The sequence below is a fragment of the Parashewanella spongiae genome (assembly GCF_004358345.1).
In the GTDB taxonomy this organism is placed as follows: domain Bacteria; phylum Pseudomonadota; class Gammaproteobacteria; order Enterobacterales; family Shewanellaceae; genus Parashewanella; species Parashewanella spongiae.
In genome coordinates this window covers 3,673,690-3,694,238 of sequence record NZ_CP037952.1, presented here as the reverse complement: position 1 = coordinate 3,694,238, position 20,549 = coordinate 3,673,690, and the positions used below count along the sequence as shown (strand labels likewise).

At 37.0% G+C, this 20,549-nt stretch carries 24 protein-coding genes; 14 read left to right on the top strand and 10 right to left on the bottom strand.

What is annotated here, in order from left to right; translation table 11 throughout:
* Positions 1–1,662 carry an ATP-binding protein gene (locus E2I05_RS14610; protein ID WP_121851610.1) on the top strand — a complete coding sequence of 554 codons (1,662 nt, stop codon included), beginning with the start codon at positions 1–3 and terminating at the stop codon, positions 1,660–1,662.
* A gap of 8 nt (positions 1,663–1,670) precedes the next feature.
* Positions 1,671–2,126, top strand: coding sequence for a hypothetical protein (locus tag E2I05_RS14605; protein WP_133309715.1), 456 nt, complete (start codon positions 1,671–1,673; stop codon positions 2,124–2,126).
* On the opposite strand, the gene dndE is transcribed toward E2I05_RS14605, so the two are convergent.
* The 4 genes from dndE to dndB are packed head-to-tail and all read right to left on the bottom strand — an operon-like array spanning position 2,121 to position 7,504.
* Positions 2,121–2,489, bottom strand: coding sequence for a DNA sulfur modification protein DndE (gene dndE, locus E2I05_RS14600; protein ID WP_121851612.1), 369 nt, complete (start codon positions 2,487–2,489; stop codon positions 2,121–2,123). The genes E2I05_RS14605 and dndE overlap by 6 nt on opposite strands.
* Positions 2,486–4,459: a DNA sulfur modification protein DndD gene (gene dndD / locus E2I05_RS14595; protein WP_121851613.1), complete on the bottom strand. Its 1,974-nt coding sequence runs from the start codon at positions 4,457–4,459 to the stop codon at positions 2,486–2,488. The genes dndE and dndD overlap by 4 nt, the downstream gene beginning before the upstream one ends.
* Positions 4,456–6,420 carry a DNA phosphorothioation system sulfurtransferase DndC gene (dndC, locus tag E2I05_RS14590; protein WP_121851614.1) on the bottom strand — a complete coding sequence of 655 codons (1,965 nt, stop codon included), beginning with the start codon at positions 6,418–6,420 and terminating at the stop codon, positions 4,456–4,458. The genes dndD and dndC overlap by 4 nt, the downstream gene beginning before the upstream one ends.
* A gap of 1 nt (position 6,421) precedes the next feature.
* Positions 6,422–7,504 carry a DNA sulfur modification protein DndB gene (gene dndB, locus E2I05_RS14585; protein ID WP_121851615.1) on the bottom strand — a complete coding sequence of 361 codons (1,083 nt, stop codon included), beginning with the start codon at positions 7,502–7,504 and terminating at the stop codon, positions 6,422–6,424.
* A gap of 80 nt (positions 7,505–7,584) precedes the next feature.
* On the opposite strand from dndB, the gene dndA reads away from it, so the two are divergent.
* Both dndA and E2I05_RS14575 read left to right on the top strand, forming a co-directional pair.
* Positions 7,585–8,709: a cysteine desulfurase DndA gene (dndA, locus tag E2I05_RS14580; RefSeq protein ID WP_121851616.1), complete on the top strand. Its 1,125-nt coding sequence runs from the start codon at positions 7,585–7,587 to the stop codon at positions 8,707–8,709.
* 2 nt (positions 8,710–8,711) lie between these two features.
* Positions 8,712–9,518: a restriction endonuclease gene (locus E2I05_RS14575; protein WP_121851617.1), complete on the top strand. Its 807-nt coding sequence runs from the start codon at positions 8,712–8,714 to the stop codon at positions 9,516–9,518.
* Positions 9,519–9,543: 25 nt separating this feature from the next.
* On the opposite strand, the gene E2I05_RS14570 is transcribed toward E2I05_RS14575, so the two are convergent.
* Together E2I05_RS14570 and E2I05_RS22095 are read right to left on the bottom strand one after the other, a co-directional pair.
* Positions 9,544–11,574 carry a DNA phosphorothioation-associated putative methyltransferase gene (locus E2I05_RS14570; protein ID WP_121851618.1) on the bottom strand — a complete coding sequence of 677 codons (2,031 nt, stop codon included), beginning with the start codon at positions 11,572–11,574 and terminating at the stop codon, positions 9,544–9,546.
* Positions 11,575–11,603: 29 nt separating this feature from the next.
* Positions 11,604–11,771: a hypothetical protein gene (locus tag E2I05_RS22095; RefSeq protein ID WP_165905409.1), complete on the bottom strand. Its 168-nt coding sequence runs from the start codon at positions 11,769–11,771 to the stop codon at positions 11,604–11,606.
* A 123-nt stretch (positions 11,772–11,894) separates the two neighbouring features.
* Here E2I05_RS22095 and E2I05_RS14565 point away from each other — a divergent pair, with 123 nt between their 5' ends.
* From E2I05_RS14565 to E2I05_RS14550, 4 genes are all read left to right on the top strand, one after another.
* Complete coding sequence (locus tag E2I05_RS14565; protein WP_121851619.1) at positions 11,895–12,443, top strand: hypothetical protein; 549 nt, start codon at positions 11,895–11,897, stop codon at positions 12,441–12,443.
* Positions 12,444–12,522: 79 nt separating this feature from the next.
* On the top strand, positions 12,523–13,320 hold the full coding sequence (locus E2I05_RS14560) for a hypothetical protein (protein WP_133309714.1): 798 nt from the start codon (positions 12,523–12,525) through the stop codon (positions 13,318–13,320).
* Between the two features lie 14 nt (positions 13,321–13,334).
* Positions 13,335–13,757, top strand: a complete 423-nt coding sequence (locus E2I05_RS14555) for a UPF0158 family protein (RefSeq protein WP_121851621.1) — start codon at positions 13,335–13,337, stop codon at positions 13,755–13,757.
* An 82-nt stretch (positions 13,758–13,839) separates the two neighbouring features.
* Entirely contained in the window at positions 13,840–14,502 is a 663-nt protein-coding gene (locus tag E2I05_RS14550) for a hypothetical protein (RefSeq protein ID WP_121851622.1), read from the top strand.
* A 13-nt stretch (positions 14,503–14,515) separates the two neighbouring features.
* Here the strand turns inward: E2I05_RS14550 and E2I05_RS14545 are convergent, their stop codons facing one another.
* Together E2I05_RS14545 and E2I05_RS14540 are read right to left on the bottom strand one after the other, a co-directional pair.
* The gene (locus E2I05_RS14545) at positions 14,516–15,178 is read right to left on the bottom strand and encodes a relaxase/mobilization nuclease domain-containing protein (RefSeq protein ID WP_243641001.1); all 663 of its coding nucleotides are present in this window, start codon (positions 15,176–15,178) and stop codon (positions 14,516–14,518) included.
* Positions 15,156–15,707, bottom strand: coding sequence for a plasmid mobilization protein (locus E2I05_RS14540; RefSeq protein ID WP_145964474.1), 552 nt, complete (start codon positions 15,705–15,707; stop codon positions 15,156–15,158). The genes E2I05_RS14545 and E2I05_RS14540 overlap by 23 nt, the downstream gene beginning before the upstream one ends.
* A gap of 376 nt (positions 15,708–16,083) precedes the next feature.
* Between E2I05_RS14540 and E2I05_RS14535 the strand changes: the two genes are divergently transcribed.
* From E2I05_RS14535 to E2I05_RS14510, 6 genes are all read left to right on the top strand, one after another.
* Positions 16,084–16,794, top strand: coding sequence for a class I SAM-dependent methyltransferase (locus E2I05_RS14535; protein ID WP_121851624.1), 711 nt, complete (start codon positions 16,084–16,086; stop codon positions 16,792–16,794).
* Positions 16,794–17,252: a hypothetical protein gene (locus tag E2I05_RS14530; RefSeq protein ID WP_133309713.1), complete on the top strand. Its 459-nt coding sequence runs from the start codon at positions 16,794–16,796 to the stop codon at positions 17,250–17,252. The genes E2I05_RS14535 and E2I05_RS14530 overlap by 1 nt, the downstream gene beginning before the upstream one ends.
* Entirely contained in the window at positions 17,231–17,944 is a 714-nt protein-coding gene (locus E2I05_RS14525; RefSeq protein ID WP_121851626.1) for a queuosine precursor transporter, read from the top strand. The genes E2I05_RS14530 and E2I05_RS14525 overlap by 22 nt, the downstream gene beginning before the upstream one ends.
* A 176-nt stretch (positions 17,945–18,120) precedes the next feature.
* On the top strand, positions 18,121–18,411 hold the full coding sequence (locus E2I05_RS14520) for a type II toxin-antitoxin system RelE/ParE family toxin (protein WP_121851680.1): 291 nt from the start codon (positions 18,121–18,123) through the stop codon (positions 18,409–18,411).
* A 7-nt stretch (positions 18,412–18,418) separates the two neighbouring features.
* The gene (locus E2I05_RS14515; RefSeq protein WP_121851627.1) at positions 18,419–18,721 is read left to right on the top strand and encodes a HigA family addiction module antitoxin; all 303 of its coding nucleotides are present in this window, start codon (positions 18,419–18,421) and stop codon (positions 18,719–18,721) included.
* Between the two features lie 230 nt (positions 18,722–18,951).
* Positions 18,952–19,455: a hypothetical protein gene (locus E2I05_RS14510; protein ID WP_121851628.1), complete on the top strand. Its 504-nt coding sequence runs from the start codon at positions 18,952–18,954 to the stop codon at positions 19,453–19,455.
* 5 nt (positions 19,456–19,460) lie between these two features.
* Here E2I05_RS14510 and E2I05_RS14505 read toward each other — a convergent pair whose 3' ends face one another.
* Positions 19,461–19,955, bottom strand: coding sequence for a FlhC family transcriptional regulator (locus E2I05_RS14505; RefSeq protein ID WP_121851629.1), 495 nt, complete (start codon positions 19,953–19,955; stop codon positions 19,461–19,463).
* The gene (locus E2I05_RS14500; RefSeq protein WP_121851630.1) at positions 19,952–20,548 is read right to left on the bottom strand and encodes a DUF6475 domain-containing protein; all 597 of its coding nucleotides are present in this window, start codon (positions 20,546–20,548) and stop codon (positions 19,952–19,954) included. The genes E2I05_RS14505 and E2I05_RS14500 overlap by 4 nt, the downstream gene beginning before the upstream one ends.
* Position 20,549 lies beyond the last annotated feature (1 nt).

The following is a 20,549-nucleotide window of genomic DNA, read 5'->3' as shown; positions in this document are numbered from 1 at the left end:
ATGAACGAAGCAATATTCGAGACAAAATTCGAAGCAAGAAATGTAAATGCCTCTAGATTGATTTTTGGTTTAGCTAATATTGGGTATAAACCATACGCTGCTATTGAAGATATTATTGATAATTCAGTTTCTGCAGATGCGACAAAAGTCACAATTGTAATTGATATTAAAGACGGATGTACGTTAACTGAAAAAAATAATATTGAAAAGCTTGTTATTATCGATAACGGTAAAGGGATGAGCAATGGAACAATAAGAACGGCTTTAGATATTGGTTCAGAGGTTTCCTATGATAAAAATAGTTTATCTAAATATGGCTTTGGCTTAAAGAGTGCTGGACTATCTTTGGGTCAAAATATTAGTGTTTTTAGTAAAAGACAAGAACATGGCTTCACAAACTTACTTTGTTTAGATGTTCCTACAATTGAAGAGAATAAAGCATATGGTGTATTAGTCGATGAAGTAAGTGACTCACATCGAGTCTATCTGTCGAATATGGATATGGGAACTGTTGTTTCTATTTCTAGTATCGTTATACATGATACGGCTAATAGCTTGAAAAATAAATTAGTTTCTCGTCTTGGTGTTATTTACTATGAATTTTTAACTAGAAAAGAGAATAATTTAGAAATTGAGATTATTTTGAACGGAAAACCGTTAAGAGTAGTTCCTCAGGATATTTTACGTAGAGAAGAAAGCTTAGCTTCATATGATGAGTATAACTACGATTGTAAAACACCATGTAAAGTTATAACAGATAAAAAATTGAAGTTAAGTTATGCCGACGAAAATATCTCTCCTATTACGATTAATGCAACTATCTTTCCTCAAGCGAAAATGAGTACTTTTGCTGGCTTTACGTCAGACGAAAGAGAGAAGATAAAATCTTATGGAGTTTCTTCTGCTACATCTGGTTTTTTTATTTTCAGAAATGATCGTTTAATATGCTGGGGTGATAACTTAAGTATAATTACAAGAGATTTACGAACTTTCAGGGCTCGTATTGACATTACTAGTGAGCACGATGAAGTATTGAATGTCGATGTTTCAAAACAAAATCTCGTTTTTCCAGATGAATTTTTAGATGAGTTGTCATTAATATGTCGAATTCCTAAATCTGATGCAGAAAAAGCGTTCAAGCAATGTGCTTTAATGTTGGATCATGATGGAGACAGGGAAGGAGAGCAATCAAGTGAATCAGTTTTGGATATTGTAGAGGAAGATCCTGTAACTCAAATTGAACCAACAGATCCAGAACAAAAAACTAAAAGAAGAGAAAGTATAATATCTTCACAAGATACAGAGCAAATTATAGATGACAGTGCTTCAGAGAGCTCTCACCATAAAATCAGGTATCAAGATACTCTGAAAACACCTAATTTATGGCAATCATCGCTTGATCCAGACTATGGAACCATTGTCTCAATAAATAAGAGTCATCAATTTTATCAATTAGTTCTACAAAATTTAAAAGCTGCTGATCCTAAAAGACAAGCAATCGAGTGTTTCATTTATTGCGTTGCTGTAGGTGAGATTAAAACTAAAGAAAATCTGAAAGGAGTTGATTTTGATGATATTGAAAAAACATTATCACGATTTGAAACTGTGACTTCTTGGAATTTACAAAACTGGACTGCACATAATCAAGATCTTTTTGATTAATATTTAATATGAATAAATGGACAATTTTAGGGGGGAGCTTACATTGCCCCCATATTTATATAATTCTATCTAAAGATGTAATTTATATAGGCGAAACACAAAAATTACCTTTCTCTAGATGGCATTCACATATTGGTAAATCAGGTAGTTTTTCTAAAAATCTTGACAAGTTTCTAGGCGGAACTAGTTGTTATAGCTATATGAAGTCGCTTTCGTTTTGTTCATTTCCTTGTGCTAATGAGTTAAAAGGAATTCAATCAGATTATTGTGGTTTTAGGATTCCCACTCAGGCATTAGAACATAAGCTTCATGAACTGATGATATTAGAGAAGCCTTTTGGAAGTGATAAAAAAATAATTTCAGAAACAACGAAGACTGCGCCGCGACATTTTTATCATTGGCCTGAAATAGATATAATAGCTAAAGATTTATTAGCGAGTTTGAAAAAAGAGCTGGCTCTATAGAGCCAGCTTTATCATTTCGTCAATATTCTTAGTTTTATAAAAAAGATATGAAATGCCACGATGAAGGTGGAGCTTAAAGAAATAAGAAAGTTTGTCTTTATCTAATTGACCTTCATCTTGATATATACGCTGTTTAAGCATAGCCATGTATATATCAGCGAACTCACCGCCAAAGACCTTCCACGTCATTTCTATATTACTGTTTGTATGGACTTCTTCGTGTGGCGGAACACTTTTCTCTTGGAGTGAAAGCATAAGTGCCCAACGGCATAAAACGTTCCAATTTTCTATTTTAGTGTGTCGCTTTATGGTAACTAATTGATTTTTTGCTTTTTCAGAAAGCTTAACGGTTTCGATACTCATTTGCGCTCTCCGAAGTAGCCGTTCGTGATGGTGGATGTTTTAAGGTTTTCTTGGTATTGAATATGGTATTCGCTGGCCACATAAGGTTTTATGTTTTGATAATATTGGCCAGAAATCTCTTCGTCAGTTGAGAGTAAAATCACTTGATTTGCAGCTTGAGGGAAGTAGTTTTCTACAAGCTTCGTTCTATGCTCACCATCAAGGCGACCCATTGGTGTATCAATGATGGTAGGGATTTCTTTGCCAGACTCGTCAGCTAGTGCCCACAGAATAGCTACTGATAATAGTTGCCTCTCACCAGCTGATAAACGCTTAGGCTCGATTAACTTATCATCGGAACCAATGAGAGTAAGGTGGAAGCTTTTCGGGTTAATCTCTACTTTTGATATTAAGTTACTCTTTCTTTCAAGTTGGCCAAATTTACTTTTGATTTTGGTTTCAAGTTTATGAATATTTTCGTTAATTAAATCATCTTTGAAGCTTTCAATAATCTGCTGCATTTCAGACAAATGTTCAGCAACACTTTGATTGCGCTCCTGCTCGAATGTTTCAATGTTTTGCTGTAACAGAGTAGCGTCTAGTCGTGCATCTACATCATTCATCATTTTTTTACAGTGATTAATTTCTTCAATGTTAGATTCAAGATGTGTTCTTTTTTGATCTATTCTGAGCTCCAATTTGTGCTTTTCAGTAACGTGCTCTTTAACTGAGTCGGCATCAGGGATTGCATCAAATTTTTTATCTGCAAGTGCAAGCTGCTCTTTAAGCTTTTGTTTATCTTTTAGTAGCAAGGCGCACTCTTGTGCTTCACTATCAAGCGATGATAACGCAAAGTCAAAAATTGCAGGACTAGAGTTTAAGTAATGTGTTGTATCTTTAACTTGATCTGTAGCTTTATTTTCAATACTTGATAATGCAACTTCAATTTTTGTAATGGCGTCGGCATCAAGTGAGTCTTTTAGCTGTTCAATTAAATCTGTATGTTGCTGTTTGATGAACTTCTGTGCGGTTTGCAACTCTTTAGACTTAACTTCTTTTTCAGATTGTACTTTTGTAGCGTTTAATAAACCTTTAGCTAGTATGAGTGGCAAAGCACTTGCGGCTGCTTTTATTAAGTTTGCATCGGTAGCTTCGATTTTTGATTGAACTCTCCCTTGAGCTGCTTGTACATCAGCTAAAGAATCAATTAAGTGTGCGCCTGAAGCACGCAAATCAATTTCTTTATTTTTTAATAGTTCTTCAAGATCTTCTTTCTCTTGAATGGTTTTTTTTGTGTCCTCTTCAAGCTCAGTTAGATTTGACTCTAACTGAGTTTTCCTTTCTTGTAACTCATTAGCTCTTTGGCTTGCTTCAGAAGTTAAGTTTCGCTCTTGTCTACGCTGTCGCTGAGTTTTTAAGTCTTTAGTTAATTGGCTAAATAACTCTAAACCCAGCAAGGCTTCAACACCAGTTTTGATTAACTGTGCGGAGCGTGAAGGATCGGCAAGATCTTCTATTTTTTCACCATCAAAGAAAAATAACTCTGATAAACTTTGAGGTATAAACTCTGATACAAAGTCATTCCAGTTTTCTGTAAGTAAGTCATCTTGTTCGCCATTGACTAGCACTGTGACATTGTCAGTAATCTCTTGAGAGCCTTTAGTTTGCCATTGACGAGTAATTTGATAATGGTTGGTTTCAATGCCTGTTTTGTGCTTGAATTTTAATGAGACTGAAGCTTTTTCACCCTCACTATAGCGGTTAATCGCTTGCTTTAAAAAATCACTATAAGACATGCGACCACGGTTTGAACATTTAGCATGTTTACCATAAAGGGCTAGCTGTAGAGAATCTAAAAATGTCGTTTTACCGCCACCGTTTAAGCCACCGAATAAAACTATCGGTTTACTCGAATTGACTTTATCTAGATCAATTATGTGTTGACCTTGGTAGATACCAAAGTTGATTAAAGTGAGTTGTTCAAAAATCATGACATAATCTCGTTAACAGTAATACTTTTTGAGCTGCTAAGTTTTAAGGCTCTCGCATGCTCACTTTTTTGCTCTTTGTCTTTTTTAGTCAGTAGGTTCTGTGAAATATCGATTTGCCTGATGAAGTATGTATAAAGTTTTTTAAGTGCTTTTGTCACTTTATGCGCATGGGGATATTCATCCTTACTAAGCGTATTAATGTCGATAACATTGTCATATAAGGCTTTATATTTCTTTACTTTATATAGGTCTCGCTTTGCATTTAATACGATAAGATTTGCAGAAATATTCTTTAAATACTCTTCTGTTTCACCGACGTCTTCAAGCCTTTTAAGTTTGATGGCGTAGTCATTTCTCACTCGACCAAGTGCAAAGCGCCTTGCTTCATCAATACTATCAAAAGCGCCTTTATCTATTTCACTTTCAAGATCATCTGAGATTTTTGCTCTTCTCAATTGATGTTTGTACTTGTCTTCGATAGCTAATAACCCACGTAATTGTTCATACTTTAAGCCATCTGGATCTTGTTGTTTTTTACAGTGAGCCTTTAATTTTGACAATACATCAGAACTTAGTGCGGGGTTAAATACACGCTTATTACCTGGATAAGGCTTACGCATGACCTTTTCATAAATAAGAGGTACTGAGTCTTCTATCTCTTTTTTGTCATCAACCCAAACTCGTCGTATCTCTTCTAGATCTTCGAGGGTCAGTAACTCGATGCTCTTTACATCTTCAGGTGCGGTTTCAATGACATGCTGTTGTGCCTCAAGCACTTTTGTGAGCATGTGTTCTCTGAAGTGTTGTCGATACGGACCTCGAACAATATCTGCAGGAAGGTTTTCATATTTATGATCTGTATGATCTTCATATTGAGCTAACAGTTCGTATGGATCTTCAGAATCTACAAGCTCTTTGGCATCACTGAAGTCTTTCATACTAATATGTGTTGTTAAGCGACCATTCATTCGTCTGAAGTCACGGTTGCTCTTGTCTCTAGCTATTTTATTAGACTTTTTGACTGGATTTGAATCGTTGATATCAATTTCATTCCGAAGCTCAAGCAGTGGCAACATCCATTCTTTTTCTTCGTCGTTTGCTATCATTGCAGCCATTGATTTGTCTTCGCCAACCATTGTGCAAACATAACAACCAAAACGACTGTCTCCACAGCTTTGGGTTGACTTATCAACGACAAGAGGGCATTCGCCACCATCTGTTGCACCTTGGTACATACCTAATAAATCGGTGTTTTTATAGCCCCACGGATTCTTTTCTTGTGTTAGGTAAACCCATACATCATCGTTCGTCCAATCTTCAATTGGGGTATAAACCCAAACTCGGTCTAGCTGTGTATTAACATTTAAGCCGTCATCTTTACGTGTATTATCTGCACGTTGCTCGATACTTTCCATATTAGCTGCACGTACTGTACTCTCATGTTTTCGAGTACCAAGAACTAAAATTGCTTCGTGATTGGATTCAACAATATTTTTAATAAAAGTATTTGAAGGGCTAATTTTAAGTCTGTCTGTACACCATCTAAATTTATATCTTGGCGCTGGGTAACCTCGTCCTATCAGGTTTACCCAAAATCTATCTGTAACCTTTGGAGTTAGGCGATGGGGGATGATTGGTAAGCCTTGTTTTTCTGCACTTGCTCTCATTGTGTTTAAAGAGCGTTCCACCCATAAGGCAACGATTGGGTTTTCAACTAAAGTATCGGTGCTGATAACATGAACAGTTTTATGTGCTTTACCCTCAGACTTTAGTTCTGCTACCGCTGACCAAATGATTTGTAAGATGGCTGTTGAATCCTTTCCTCCGCTATACCCAATTACCCATGGGAAATCATCTTTTTGGTATATTCTTTTGGTCTTATCTATCAAATTACGAACGGTAGGCTTAAACCCTGATTCGTTAAATGCTGAATAGATTTTCTTTTGGATTTGTACAGCCATTTTAATCTCTTTCCAAAGTACTTTCGGTCTTTAGCTCGTCTTTCGATAGCTGAAGTCCTAATTTCTGTTTAATCAAGTTAGCGGTAAGTTGTGTGGTACGATTATTTTTTTGAAGGCGGCCGTTAAATACGCAACGACCTTCCCATAACTCTGTCGCGCTTCTGTGCCAGTCAATTTCACAAAGTTGAGAAAGCGTAGTTTCCCAATTATCACTGGTAATAAGCTGATTACCAACGATTCCGATAGCGTGAAGAAATATCGAATGCGAATGGATAAAGTCTTCTCTTGATTCGCCAGCAGTGATTTTAGATTTTTTAATCAAATCCCATTCAGCGATATTTTTAGCAACTTCGTCATAAAAGTGATTGCTGAGTTTTATTTTAGATTTTATATCTAACTCACTAGACCCTTTTAGAAGGCTAATGATGGACTGATTAAGTGCATTGTGTGTAAAAAGCTTTCGCGAACGCTTACTTAACTTTGTTTGTTCGAAATCGATTAAGCCTTTTAAGGCTTTACACTTGATTGCTACTTCTCGGGATATTTGTGCAAACTCATCACGCTGGTTATAGGTTTTTGAAACAGATTGATTCACTTTGACCTGATATAGGTTTAAGTCTGCAAACATTTGTTGTCGTTGAGATAAGTTTTTTTCTACAAAAAACACAACGGATATTGTTTCATTTGCAAGGTCTGGTTCGTCGGCCAAAACTGCTTCAATTGCTGCTCTTCTATGCTGCCCGTCAATGATATTTAAAATACTGTCCATATCAATTTTTAGTGCACCAATTTTACTTCCAGCACCTTTTTCTTCCATCGGAACAAAGCTGACTTTCCCTGCAATGGAAGCCGTAATAGAAGAAAATACATAGCTTTTTTTATTTTCTGTTAGATAGCGCTTTAAGCCTGGGATACGCTTATCATTTAGAGTTCGTTGAGCTCGGTACTCGGGTGCCAATTCATCTTCATGAAATTCAAAGATTTTTGGAATATATTTAAGTGGGCACATTGTTACATAGTACTCTTGCCCAGCTTGGATTCCTTTGATTGCTGGAAAAACATGCTCAAAAGCTGGTTCGTACATATTATCCTTCTCTGATAGATTTCTTTATGGCACCATACGTACATTATCATAGTGTACGTACGAACAAGAGCGCAATAGTAATGACAACTTATTTAGATTGCAATGCTACAACCCCAATTGCTCCAGAAGTAGCACAAATTGTCACCAAATATCTTTTTGAAGAGTATGGGAATGCTGGAAGTCGTACTCATGAGTTTGGTGTTAACGCTAAGCAAGCAGTTGAATTAGCGAGAAAGAGTGTGGCTTCGGTGGTAGATGCAGACAAATCTGAAGTTACCTTTACTAGTGGGGCAACAGAAAGCAACAATATTGCGATACTTGGTCTTAACTCTTTTGCTAAAACGGCAAATAAAAAACACATTATTACGACTTGTATTGAGCATAAGGCGGTCTTAGAACCCATAATGGAACTTGAAAAGCAAGGTTTTGATGTTACGTACATTGAACCGAGCCAAACAGGTTTAATATCTCCTGAAAGTTTAAAGTCAGCATTGCGAGATGATACCGTTCTAGTAAGCATTATGCATATCAATAATGAAACTGGGTGCATACAAGACATTACAGCTTTCTGTGATGTATTAAATGAATCAGAAGCTTATTTTCATGTTGATGCAGCTCAAAGTTTCGGTAAATATTCCAAATATTTACAAAACAAGAGAATAGATATGATCAGTGTGAGTGGTCATAAAATTTATGCACCTAAAGGTGTGGGAGCTTTAATCACTCGCAAGAGAGGTTTTAAGAAAGTCCCTCTACAACCGTTAATGTACGGAGGTGGTCAAGAAAAAGGGCTTAGACCCGGCACATTACCAGTTGCTTTAATTGCTGGGCTTGGGGAGTCGGCTCGCCTTTCATTATCTCATTCTGAGCAGTGGCAGGAACACTGCCAAAAGTTAAAGAATAAAGCGGTTGAAGAATTATCTTGTTTTAATATTCAGGTTAATGGAGATAACACTTCAGCAAGTGTTCTCAATTTTTCTATTCCGGGGCTTAACTCAGAAGCTGCTTTAGTAGCTCTGAAAGGTGTTATCGCCGTATCAAATGGTTCAGCCTGCACTTCATCAAGTTACACTCCCAGTCATGTTTTAACCGCAATGCAGTTAGATGATGAAAGAATAGACAGTGCTATTAGGATGTCTTGGTGTTACATGACAAAAGAGTTACCATTGGAAGAAATGAAAGAAAGGATTTCTAAGTTTCTGTAATTATGAAAATTTTTGAAGCAGGTATTGAAGCACTTAAGATTATTGGTGAACCAGCAAAATTAGACTTGTTGTACAAGGTAATAGTAGATAACAAGTTGTATGACTTTGGTTCTAAAACTCCTCTGGCTGCTCTCAGGGTAACTTTAGATCGTCATTGTAGTAATAAAAATATCTCTCAAATGCATAAAGAGCGGTACTTTTATAAGCACTCTGATGGTGCTTTCGAGTTACTTAAAGAGTATAGAGTTGAGAGCCGTAGGGCTTTTGAAGTCAGAGAACCAAGCAAAGAAGAGTTATTGGCCGATCATTACATCGAGCAAATTAAAGATTTAGCTGCCCAACAACGAGAAAAAGTAAAATCTGAAATTCTTCAATATTTGCGTACTATATCACCGAGTGAGTTTGAAGAGTTTAGTCGTCACTTTCTTCAACGTTATGGTTTCACAAAAATGCAGGTAACTCCCTCAGGTCGCGATGGCGGGATTGACGTTAAAGGTTCACTAAAAATTGGTATTGCTGAAATGGGCGTCGCGGCACAGTGTAAACGCTATTGCGAGTCAAACAAAGTCGGCAGACCGGACATTTCACAGTTTAGAGGCGATATAACTGGTGAGTTTGAACAGGGTATTTTTATTACGACCAGCTCATTTACCAAAGAAGCAATGGATATATCCTTTAAGCCGGGTTGTGTACCAATAATTTTGATTGATGGTGAACAGTTAGCAGAGATTATGATTGAGAAAGGGATTGGAATTCAAGCTCAATCTATTTTAGTACATGATTTTGATGCAGATTTGATATTTGAGTAATCCAGATACTCGTATCGTATCAGTATTATTTTGAAGCAATTTTAAATCCTGATATCTTTTTATTTACTTGTAACAATGATGACTCGAATTCACTTCTGGTCATCATCACTTCATCAACATGTTCAAATTCCAAAGCCTTAGCCAGCCGCCTATCAAAGCTCAACTGCTTTTTGTATTGGACTTGACTCTCAGGCAAAAACAAATGCTTGTTTAAAAGAGGAGGGCGCTTTTCTTTATTGACGTAATCAAAGAAATCGATATCTTGGTCAGCCATCTTTATTTTTATGCGCTCAACCAACATTGGAACTGACTTTTCAAAGTCGTCATAAGCAGTTAGGGTGAGTTTACCTGATTGAATATGAATTTTTATTAGATCAATATCGTCATCAACTTCACCATACATTTGTAAAGCTGCACCTAAATAAATCCTCAAAAGTAAGGGAAGTTGCTCCGCATAGTCTTTATGGAATATTAGGGAGTGACCTTCATTCAAGAGGCTGGCAGGTAATGTGTTATGAGCTTTTATGCATTCTTGCTCAATATTTTCAGTATCTACTATCGAAAATAGAAGCTCTTTAGCTGAGTCCCTAGCATGCTGGTAACCATCAAAGAAGACTTTTATATCTCGTTTAAATGAATCTGGCTGATGAATATAGGGTTTACGCTTCTCAAACAGCTCCATGCAAAGGTACAACAGTATATCTTCGGTATGCTCAGTCTTTGCTAATTGATATTTCCCATACTCTTCCTTGGGATACGTTTCTTTTAATAGCTCAAACACTTTCTTGTTTGAACCTATGAGCTCTTTCACCTTATGCGTATCATCAAACTCATCATTAGCAGGTACTCGCCCTAACTCTAAACATTTATTCCAAAAACTTTGAAATAAAATCTCATTTTGAGCAATAACTAATTGAAGTTTCTCTTTAGAATCCAGTTTTATCGGTGATGTGCGTTGCTCCCACTTATGATGACGCTTATATTTGTTTTGCAGGTATTGTTGTTCTGCGATTTTATCTTTGAAAATATAAAAAATACCGGGTGCGATAGCGATGGGTTCTTCTTGTAATGAGCGTTCTAGATAGCCTTTGATTTCAGCTTGTGCATAGTATTTTTGAAAGGTATTGATTGATGTAATTATGCCATCTTTGTATGGTTTAAATTGGGCAATGTATTCCTCATTTGCAATCATCACAGATATAACAAGCAGTTTTTGTGTTAAATCCCACGCACCGAGCAATGCTTCTATTCTTTCTTCTTGATCTTCAATTACATTTAACACGAAACCAAGGTTAACAATGTCAGACTCACATTTATCGTTGTCAGGCGCAAAGTTAGGATCCCAACCTGTGGCATCAAGACCGTGGGCATTTAACTCTGTTAAGTCATCTTGTCGTCCACAACCGTAGTCAAAGATAGAGTGTTCACCATTTAAGTAACCATGTTTTGACAACAACTTCATAGGAACAGAAAGTCCATAACGCACTATGGCTGTTTTATGTCTATCAATGCTATCGCTTTCTTGTGGTTTGATTACTGCTGAGTTTCTAAAAAGTCTGCCGTCAACAAGGGTAAAACCTTTGTTTTGAATTAACGTTTCCCAGTTTCTTTTAAATCCAATGGTACGTGTATTTTCATACAGCCCTGCATTTTCGCCTTCTTGTGTGATATCAACAAACTCTTGGTAATGTGGATCATCTGACAGCACCATTGTTTCCTTTCTATGCAATATCGGTGGATTGTCTGTTTGTTCGTATGATGTGATTTTGTGTTTTAGCTTGCTAAGATCAACATTCATACTTTGCTTAAGTGTGGGATAAGAGTCTTGATAAAAAGTAGGGTAGGACAGTAATGATATGCGAAAGTCTTTTTTGAACAGTTTAACTAAATCCCAGTTTTCATCGTCTAACAAGACAGCTTTAGCAACGGCTGGAATAAATGATTGCAACTCAGGTGGTAGAGCAGAAAAAGCGTCTTTATGAAGATAGATAGCTTCAGGTAAATGTTTGCCAATTTTAATTTTTGAGATTAATTCTGCAAAGAGCTGAGCATTCATTGGCAACCTTTCTTTTTTGTTTTAGGTGATTAATTAATTTTTGAAGCAACCCAATAAAAATATGCGCGTCCGACTTTCTTGAATTGCAATTTGCCAGACTCTCGAAGGTGCATCAACTGGCAACCTGATATTTTCAATGCTCTTTGTGTTTCTTTGCTGTTTAGCCACTGCTTGTTAGTTTCAGTTTGATTAATCATAGTTATTCCATGACTGTTCTTTATTTGTTCAGTTGTTTCGCTGTTATCTAGTAAACATATTGAGGTTTGATAAGATAAATTTCAATGTGTTATGGATAGCACCAAGTATAAATGGAGTGTATTTTGAAGTTTATTTTTGTTGATGCTGAGAATGTGGGATTAAACGCTGTTGCAGATGTTAAGGCTTCTCTTTCTGATAAGGTTTATGTTTTTTCTAAAAACACGCAGATTATAGAACTTTGTGAGCGCAGGCTGTTTCAAGTGTTTTCTAGTTACCCAACTGGAGCTAATCAAGCTGACTTTTACATCATAGGGAACCTTGTTGGTGTACTGGCATCGTTGAATGACGAGCAAAAGAAGCAGTGTCAGTTTGTTTTATTCAGCCAAGATAACTCATTAATTATGGCGTTTAAGTTTCAATGCCACCTGCATCGTGTTGCTTGCGCCATACCTTTACCTTCCAAAAGCCAAGCATTGGTTGAGACTAAATCGGATTGCTCTACACACCAAAAAATCTTACAACAACTACAGCACCCTAAATCGACTGAAGATGTAAGAAAGAAATTAAGTATGCCTAAGCCAGATTTTACAAGGGCTTTGAATGAACTTATTAAAGGCAAAAAAATAGCACGTATGCCAGAAAGTCAGAAAAAGTGGATACGAGTGAGTTAATCTTCTTTAGTGTTTGGGTTAACAGAGCTCTGATATTTTCATAAAATCGAATAATCTGGAGTATTTCGCGATAGGAAAAATGATGTTGAATAATCGTGAGTTGTATAGTCGAGTGATGGCAATGGAAAGTCGTCATTTCAATGTATGCTTTTATTGTGGTTGTATTGCGACAGAATATGATTTTATTCCACCTTTAAAACTGGCTGAATTTTATATTCGAACGGGAGAAGAAGCTGACTTTTACGAAATACCAGCCTGCAATGAGTGTTTCAATCTTCTTAAGGAAGATAAGTCCGGTTTATTAGGCCAGCGAGTTGATTTTGTGAAGTCAAAACTGGCCAAAAAGTATGAAAAAGCACTTCGGGTTTATCATCTTTGGCATAAAGATGAGCTTGATGATTTTGATCATAACTTTAAAAAGAGCCTGAATGCAGGTATTGAGCTTGGTACTGAAACTTACGAACGTATTAAATTTAAAGGATTTGAGTTCGAAGTTGATGGTCAAAAGCGACACTCTAATTTTGTTCAAACTGAAAAACTGAGTGTATTTGGTGAAACTTTTGATAACTTCCGTGATGCACTGGATTATGCCAGTAAGTCTTATCGTGTACCAAAAGCAAAACTCAAAGAGTTGTTTGCAAAACACAACAACAGTTTTGATAAAGCAATCACGGCTTTTCAACAAGAAATGGAGCAAAGACTGTTTGAAAAAAAATGTCGTGAATTTGCTAAAGCTAACAAGCAAAACTCGAATTTCATCATTCGTACAGTAAAGCTTTATATGAAGAATGAAAAAGATCTTACGGTAGATGAAGCACTTGAGAAGATTTATAAAAACTATATCGCACCTGTAACCCATTCATTCAGCGAACTTTGATAAAAGGAATATCAATGGTCATCAAATATTCAGATTTAGAAAGTGCATTCGATTTTGTTTCATTTGGTTCTTACTCTGACAATCAGGCTTATCTCAGCACTAAAACAGGTAAGGTTTATTGGGTTTCAGATAATATTGATGAAGAAGATGAGCCACTTCCTGATGATTTGTATCAGTCCGATGAGTATATTCAAGTACCTAGTAAGCATGAGTTAGATCTCGGAAAAAAATTAGTTTTTGATTTTGTTTATCAATTTTTAGCGAGCGATTTTGAAACAGTATCTCAGTACTTCAGAAAGCAGGGCGCTTACGGTCGTTTTAAGTCGCTGTTAGAGCGTAGAGAAAAACTGGATGAATGGCACAAATTTGAAGAGCAACACAATAAACAAGCTTTGCTGGAGTGGGCTAAAGAAAATGGAATTACGGTAACTGGATAGTTTAATATTTCATATCGTTAAGGCATAATCCGTCCCTTGTTGTTCAGTCGCAATGGCTGAGTTGTAACTATATGGATGTAAAATGAAAAAACGTATTCTTGCCTTATCGGTTTTAGCCTCTATCACTTCTTTTGTTTCTCAAGCTCAGGATTCAAGTTCGGTATTTAGCTACGATACCGTTAGTTTAGGGTATAAGACCTTAAGTATTGATGGTATTGATGGCAATTTTAAGGGCTTATCGCTTAAAGCCAGTAAATCGTTTGGTGATTCGGGCGTGTTTGTTTTTGGTGAATATTCAGCGGTTGAGTATTCGGATTCTGTCACTCAAGGCGATGTAAAGGCTGAGATTGAAAGCGATGTTAAGCAATATGAACTTGGTTTAGGTTATCAATACTCAATTTCAGATAAGTCAGATTTATTCGCTGAACTGGCATTTGGTAATTCTGAAATAACCAGTGAAGAAAAATTTACAGATAACTCAGATCATAACTTTAACTTTGTATCTGAGTTGAAAGCTGATGATGATTTTTATCGTTTTGGCGTTGGCGGTCGTTCTCAAATTTATGATCAGTTTGAGGTGTTTGCTAAAGTTGATGCTATAAAATATTCAGAAGGGAACTCTACTGAAATAGGCTGGACAGTTGGCGGTCGTTACAATATTACGCAGCATTTTGATGCTCAGGTATCAGTGTTTAACTATGAAAATTTGACAAACTGGTTTGTGGGCGGTGTATATCGTTTTTGAGTAGATAGATTATTTAACGCTCAATGCTTGTTTCACTAGAATTGTTTTCATGAGCGAGTGTTGAGACTTGTTTATTTCTGAAGTTTACCTTTTTCAAACTAGGCGTAGCCTCAGCCGCTACGCCTAATCTTTCTAACTCACACATAAATTGCTCTCGCCACACCTGTGGTACCCCTTTTCTAACATGCAGTCGTTTACCATCAAAGCCTAAGTTCTTAACCGTTAAATGAACGTGCGGGCTGTCGGTGTCAGTATGAAGTGCCATGACGTACTGGTAATTATGCGCAAAGGTCTTTTTAGCAAATTGTCTTACGGCTTGCTTTACCGCCTTTGGTTCTGTGCCATCGGGCATAGATAGAACTAGGTGTGTGCTGTGCCTGGTTCTGCGTTTTGAATGTGTTTGTAGTTCTTGCCAGTCACAGGCAAGTTGGTGAATGATATTTCTATCGTCATAGGTTTCACCCAGTTCGTCTTCAAGTTCTAATTTCCCGTTGCGAGTAATGTAATCAAAATGGCTTTTGGTGTGGTCACTGCTGTAACAATAGCCACTGATTTTTACCATAACTTCAGGTGGCTTTTTTGTGTAACGAGATGAGCTTTTGATGCGGTTTGATTTAGTGCGAACATCACCCGTAAGTAAATCGGAGATGGAATCAGCTGCTGAATGACTCATCATTGATACTCCAGCGCTGGCAATTCTTTGTTAAAAGCGCATTTACTTTTTGTTTGTGTTGAGTGAGCTTATCTTCAAGTAGTTGAATCATCTCTTTGGTGATTTTATCGCTATCTCTAAATTCGATATTCAGAACCTTGGTAATTTGATTCAAGTTGCGTCCAATGGCGGCAAGTTGTCGGTTTGATTCTCTTAAGGCCTGAGTTTCATCCGCTGATAGCACTGGCTCTTGATGCAGTTGAGACATGATACAAGCTGTTGCCCAGTTGGTTTGACTGACATAGCCTTCGGCTTTTGCCTTTTTTGCCAGTACCTGTAAATTATAGGAAGTAAGACGTACAGTAATTTTATTGGTTTTCACTTCTTGAAAGTTTGCGATAAAGGCCATATCTGGTGAGGATTGATTGATCAGTGTTCTAAGCATATGTGATGCTGTCATTCCTTTTGATTGACAGTAAAGTTTGAGATTTGATTTTTCTTCGTCACTGAGCAGAATTTCAATCCTTGCCATTTTGTCCTCTAAACTCTTCACACAAAAACAATACCATAATGATTAATTCTCAGCATATTGTCGCTATACGGAATAGTTGAATTGGTTATAAATTAGAATGAATTACGTGAAATGTGGCGTTTCCGTAATATGCCAGCAAAAGTTACGGGTTTTGCCATCAGTTTGCGAATCCTGCACTAGTATTTTACAGATACGATTACAATCATCCCTTTCGCATCTTCTAAATCTTTTATTTTTAAAGCTGACTCCAAAACTTAGAAAAATCTTAATTTGAAATTTTTTCTGAATACAAATTGAATGAATTTGGGAATTAGTTTGCAGATAGCAAATCCATTGTTTAATTTTTGATCTAACTCATTATTGCTATCAATATATTCAATGATACTGGAGTAGGCTGATGAATGAAGAAATGCCGTTATTTGTTCCGACTCTCAATAAGCAAGGGTATGCAGCGCCGTACCTTGATCCATTTTCTCTAAAGTTTACTGAGTATGCGGATGGTCAATTTTTGGAAATAGGTGCAGCTTTTGGTTACGCGACAATGAAAGCACTGGAGAGCGGTGCCAAGGTCATTGCAAATGATATGGACATTCGACACCTTGAGCATATTAAAGAAGCTGCTGGTAAGTTTGGTTATACCGAAGTCGAAACTTTGGCTGCAGAGTTTCCTTATGAGCTGAATTTCCCTCCAAAGTCATTTAAGAAAATACTAATCAGTAGGGTGCTTCACTTCTTTTCCGGTGAGAAAATTAAGTCGTCATTACAGCAAGTTCATGACTGGCTAGAGCCTAATGGTGAGCTTTATGTGGTTTGTGAGACCACGTTTCTGACAAATTGGCTGTCCTTTATCCCTGAATATGAAAAGCGCAAAGCAGAAGGTGCGGAGTTCCCCGGTGAGATCGATAACCCAAAACATTGGGAAAAGAGTTGGTCTGATAATTTACCTGAGTTTGTGCATTGGTTAGATAAAGAGTCACTCTCCAAATTATTTGAAGAGGCTGGTTTTGAAATTGTCGAGGTTGATTACATTAATCGCAAAGGACAGTTTCCAGATAGCCTATTGCTTGACGGTCGTGAAAGTGTCGGCATCATTGGCAAGAGGAAGTAATGATGACCACGATTAAAAGTAGGGGCTTTCTTTCCAAGGTTAAAGGTCTATATTACGAATTCAATGATGATACTCGAATCGCGTATCGAGTAGTGAAAATGGTTGAGTTGGAAAGCATTAAATACGCATACGTTGTTATGCGCTATTCTCACTATGTTTTTAGAATGGTTATCAATGATATTTTAAGTGATACAGGATGGATCAATTCATTATCTCAAATTGACGTTCGTAATCTGACTCTTTATCAGTTTTATACTCCGAATCAATCTCGCTTTGCTCTTCACAGCATCATGTTCTGCGAAGATAACGACATCACGTTTAAAATCACTGATCGTCAAAAGAACTATCACCGCAGCATTTCATACTCTGATCTAAAGAAAGACGAAGAGCTTTACTCAAACTTTAATGGCTTAGATCTATTGCAAATGGGGTACTTATGCGGAAAAACGATGACTTGATTAATAATGGTAGTCTTAATTCTACTGTGACGATGCATTATAAGCTGTTATTACTACAGGCGGCTTATCTTTCTGTACTGTGCTTAACGGTTTGTTTTGCTAATTACTTTATAACCGTGTTTGGAATGACTTTGCCCGGAGGTATTTTTGTCTTTCCTGTGTCATTTATCATCTGTGACATCGTTGTAGAAGTTTATGGCTATGCAACAGCTAGAGTGTTTGTTTGGGTTGGCATTATTGTCGAACTCATTTTTGCATTCACTTCTCAGTGGATAATCGCTTTACCCAATCCTGATGTGTTTCTTCATGGCGCAGCCTACGATACGGTTTTTGAACCAACTGTTCGATATGTGTTTTCTGGAATGGCGGGGTTTTTCTGCGGTGAATTTATTAACGCTTACTTGTTATCAACGACTAAAATCTGGCTGCAAGGAAAACACTTTATCATTCGGAGCGTTTGCACTACGGCTTTGGGTCAAGGTTTATTGAGTATCGTCGTGGATTATTTAGCTTTTTCTGGAAAGATGAGCAACACTGCATTAGCCAAAATGATGTTTTCAGGTTGGAAAATCAAAATGGCCTATAGTCTATTGTTCGTCGTCCCCGCTTGGTTTATTGTTCGTTACATCAAGAAGAAAGATAACATTGATGTCTACGACACCAATGTTAACTACAATCCGTTTTGGTTTTGAATGATGGCTCAGGATTTTCAAATAAAGTAGAGAAAGTCACTATCTAACCTGATTGGCTATAGATATTTATGAGCTGAGACACATTAAACTTTTCCATAAACTTGATTTTTTTGTCACTTGATTGCACAATTTAAATGTGCGCACATTATGGCTGTGCGTTTGGGTTAAAACATAATATGATTATTACCTTTAAACATTCATGGCTTGAGAACTTCTATGAAGAAGACAAAAGCCATAAAAAGATCCCAAATGAGCTTGAGGATAGGTTATATGGAAAGCTTCAATTACTCGATGCCGCAAAAATGGAGTGCGACTTAAGGCTTCCACCCTCAAATAAGTTTGAGCATTTAAAAGGGAACCTGAAAGAGTATTGCTCAATAAGAGTAAACAAACAGTATAGGCTTATTTTCAAGTGGATTGAAGGCAATGTCGAAGACCTTTATTTAGATAAGCACGAATACAAGTGAGGAGTCTATGCGTAAGACAAAGCGCAAACCACTAACAGTGGGTCAAATGCTACAGATTGAGTTTATGAAGCCATATGGCTTAACCAATCAACAATTAGCTGATGCGATGGGAGTCCACCGAAATACTGTTAGCAATATTGTTAATGGTGGAATATTAACAGCACCAAATGCAATAAAACTTGCTTGTGCTCTAGGGAATACTCCTGAGTTTTGGCTTAATATTCAGCATGCTGTTGATCTATGGGAAACTAGAAACAGCTATGAAAGTGAATCAAAGAGTGTTCACCCATTAGAGCTTTTTCCGGCATAGTTGAGTTTGCTTCTAAAAGCCGCTAAGTGCGGCTTTTTTGTTGCCTGAAAACCAGTCGTTGAATGGTAGGGTTGTATGAGGTCTACCTAGGGATTGGGCTAAAGTTGCTGGTTAAATTACCAAATTATTACTAAATATTTTCCATTTAAGTTCATAAAGAGTAACGTAGAGATATTTCCATCAATCTCCAAGGATGCGAGACCTTATTCATAAGCTGTAAAGGTATCGTTATGAAGCACTGCGTTACTTTAGAACCAACCTTTCTACGCCATGATGAAATGCTTGAGCATTGGCTTGAAAGGTACCCTCAATTATCAGAACTCTATTTTGATTTTATTGATGTTTGGCCAATAGCTTCTGTCACAGTGAATGCGTTAGCTAACTTTATCAGTAACCATCTAACCGTTTATGATTACTCATTATTTGAACTTTGTATGACAAAGGCTGTTATTGAGGCTGCTGATGGTTTTAATAGTAGCGAGATAGATCTGGTGCGATTCAATGATTCTCTGATTACCACGACTGCAATTGCATTAAAAGGGATATATATTCGTAATCGATTGGGTTTTGAATGGAGCATTTTTGCAGGTGTTGGTTTTTCTGACTGGTTAACTCAATTTGGGAATAATTCAAATGATGTATCACAGAATAAACTAACACTATCGTTTGAAAACACCGCTATCAGTTTGTGTGAAACCAAAAATAAAATAAAGAAGCAACTCCTTTGCTTTTAGTGTCATCAATGCTGATGCAATTGGCAAAAAGGGCAGGTCGGTAACGTTCTTTGTTTTGGTGTTGTGATGAAAAAATGCCCGTTATCACAATGATGGAGCTTAACCTGTTTAGCTTGTAGACCTCGAATGAGTACCCAGCATTCGTTAATCGTTAGTTCTTTCGTCAACTCAAGTTCCCTATTCTTTTTTAAAATTGTTCGATACTGCTTGTTTGCTTGAATCAATGCATTGATATCAACCCTTACTGTATCGGATTCTACTAACTCAATGTAATTCTCAATAACAATAGAAGCATGAGCCAGTGATTGTATGGTTGCCAAAATGCTGGCTGGTGACGGTAATTGTCCGGCCTTTGGTGATTCACCTTGGACTTCTTTATACAGTGTTCGAATAAGGTTAGAGGAAAGCCCTGTATCTTGAACTACGATGTTGGTTTTAAAACCGCATTTGATCAATTCTGCGGCTCGTAATGTTTGAGAGCTTTTTTGAAGTAAGTTCATCGGTTCAGCTCCTTGAGTTTCTTTTCGTTAGACTGAGTGAGTCTATGTTGAGTGATCTGGTTTTGGTTAGTTAGGTGAGCATATTCAACAGGTTTTGAAGTAGCTGTTTGCTGGCAGTCTATAATGCCTTTTAATATGTCAGGGCAATGATCTGACATGGGTTTACTTAATAGACCTTGATAGTGACTAATAAAATCCTTCTGTTTAAACGCTAGTTCTGATTCCTTCAATTTACATAATGAAACCCATCCGCCAATTTTTTCGATAACGTGATGAATGAGCACATCATCAAACTTTATTGATGACCAAGCGCCAACATGGTGGATACCATATAAAACCTTTGCCCATGCGGTAGATGCTCTGTCATTACCTGTTCCTTCTATCTGTTTAATGACATCAGCAGGTTTAGGGCAAAACTGTCCGATTTCAGGAGACTGAATATGCCCTGTTAAGCCATTACGAATTTGCTGAATGTCATAATGGGTTAAAGCTTCAAAAGCCAATGCAAGGGTTTGCAGAGTAATTTGCTTACTGTATAAGTTGTAAGTGGCAGACCAAACTTCTGCAAATTCTTCTTTGTCGTGATCGGTCATG

Bases quoted from the DNA above. Each gene is read 5' to 3' on its own strand.
- E2I05_RS14610 (WP_121851610.1), top strand. From the start codon at position 1: ATGAACGAAGCAATATTCGAGACAAAATTCGAAGCAAGAAATGTAAAT.
- E2I05_RS14605 (WP_133309715.1), top strand. From the start codon at position 1,671: ATGAATAAATGGACAATTTTAGGGGGGAGCTTACATTGCCCCCATATT.
- dndE (WP_121851612.1), bottom strand. From the start codon at position 2,489: ATGAGTATCGAAACCGTTAAGCTTTCTGAAAAAGCAAAAAATCAATTA.
- dndD (WP_121851613.1), bottom strand. From the start codon at position 4,459: ATGATTTTTGAACAACTCACTTTAATCAACTTTGGTATCTACCAAGGT.
- dndC (WP_121851614.1), bottom strand. From the start codon at position 6,420: ATGGCTGTACAAATCCAAAAGAAAATCTATTCAGCATTTAACGAATCA.
- dndB (WP_121851615.1), bottom strand. From the start codon at position 7,504: ATGTACGAACCAGCTTTTGAGCATGTTTTTCCAGCAATCAAAGGAATC.
- dndA (WP_121851616.1), top strand. From the start codon at position 7,585: ATGACAACTTATTTAGATTGCAATGCTACAACCCCAATTGCTCCAGAA.
- E2I05_RS14575 (WP_121851617.1), top strand. From the start codon at position 8,712: ATGAAAATTTTTGAAGCAGGTATTGAAGCACTTAAGATTATTGGTGAA.
- E2I05_RS14570 (WP_121851618.1), bottom strand. From the start codon at position 11,574: ATGAATGCTCAGCTCTTTGCAGAATTAATCTCAAAAATTAAAATTGGC.
- E2I05_RS22095 (WP_165905409.1), bottom strand. From the start codon at position 11,771: ATGATTAATCAAACTGAAACTAACAAGCAGTGGCTAAACAGCAAAGAA.
- E2I05_RS14560 (WP_133309714.1), top strand. From the start codon at position 12,523: ATGATGTTGAATAATCGTGAGTTGTATAGTCGAGTGATGGCAATGGAA.
- E2I05_RS14555 (WP_121851621.1), top strand. From the start codon at position 13,335: ATGGTCATCAAATATTCAGATTTAGAAAGTGCATTCGATTTTGTTTCA.
- E2I05_RS14550 (WP_121851622.1), top strand. From the start codon at position 13,840: ATGAAAAAACGTATTCTTGCCTTATCGGTTTTAGCCTCTATCACTTCT.
- E2I05_RS14545 (WP_243641001.1), bottom strand. From the start codon at position 15,178: ATGATGAGTCATTCAGCAGCTGATTCCATCTCCGATTTACTTACGGGT.
- E2I05_RS14535 (WP_121851624.1), top strand. From the start codon at position 16,084: ATGAATGAAGAAATGCCGTTATTTGTTCCGACTCTCAATAAGCAAGGG.
- E2I05_RS14530 (WP_133309713.1), top strand. From the start codon at position 16,794: ATGATGACCACGATTAAAAGTAGGGGCTTTCTTTCCAAGGTTAAAGGT.
- E2I05_RS14525 (WP_121851626.1), top strand. From the start codon at position 17,231: ATGCGGAAAAACGATGACTTGATTAATAATGGTAGTCTTAATTCTACT.
- E2I05_RS14520 (WP_121851680.1), top strand. From the start codon at position 18,121: ATGATTATTACCTTTAAACATTCATGGCTTGAGAACTTCTATGAAGAA.
- E2I05_RS14515 (WP_121851627.1), top strand. From the start codon at position 18,419: ATGCGTAAGACAAAGCGCAAACCACTAACAGTGGGTCAAATGCTACAG.
- E2I05_RS14510 (WP_121851628.1), top strand. From the start codon at position 18,952: ATGAAGCACTGCGTTACTTTAGAACCAACCTTTCTACGCCATGATGAA.
- E2I05_RS14505 (WP_121851629.1), bottom strand. From the start codon at position 19,955: ATGAACTTACTTCAAAAAAGCTCTCAAACATTACGAGCCGCAGAATTG.
- E2I05_RS14500 (WP_121851630.1), bottom strand. From the start codon at position 20,548: ATGACCGATCACGACAAAGAAGAATTTGCAGAAGTTTGGTCTGCCACT.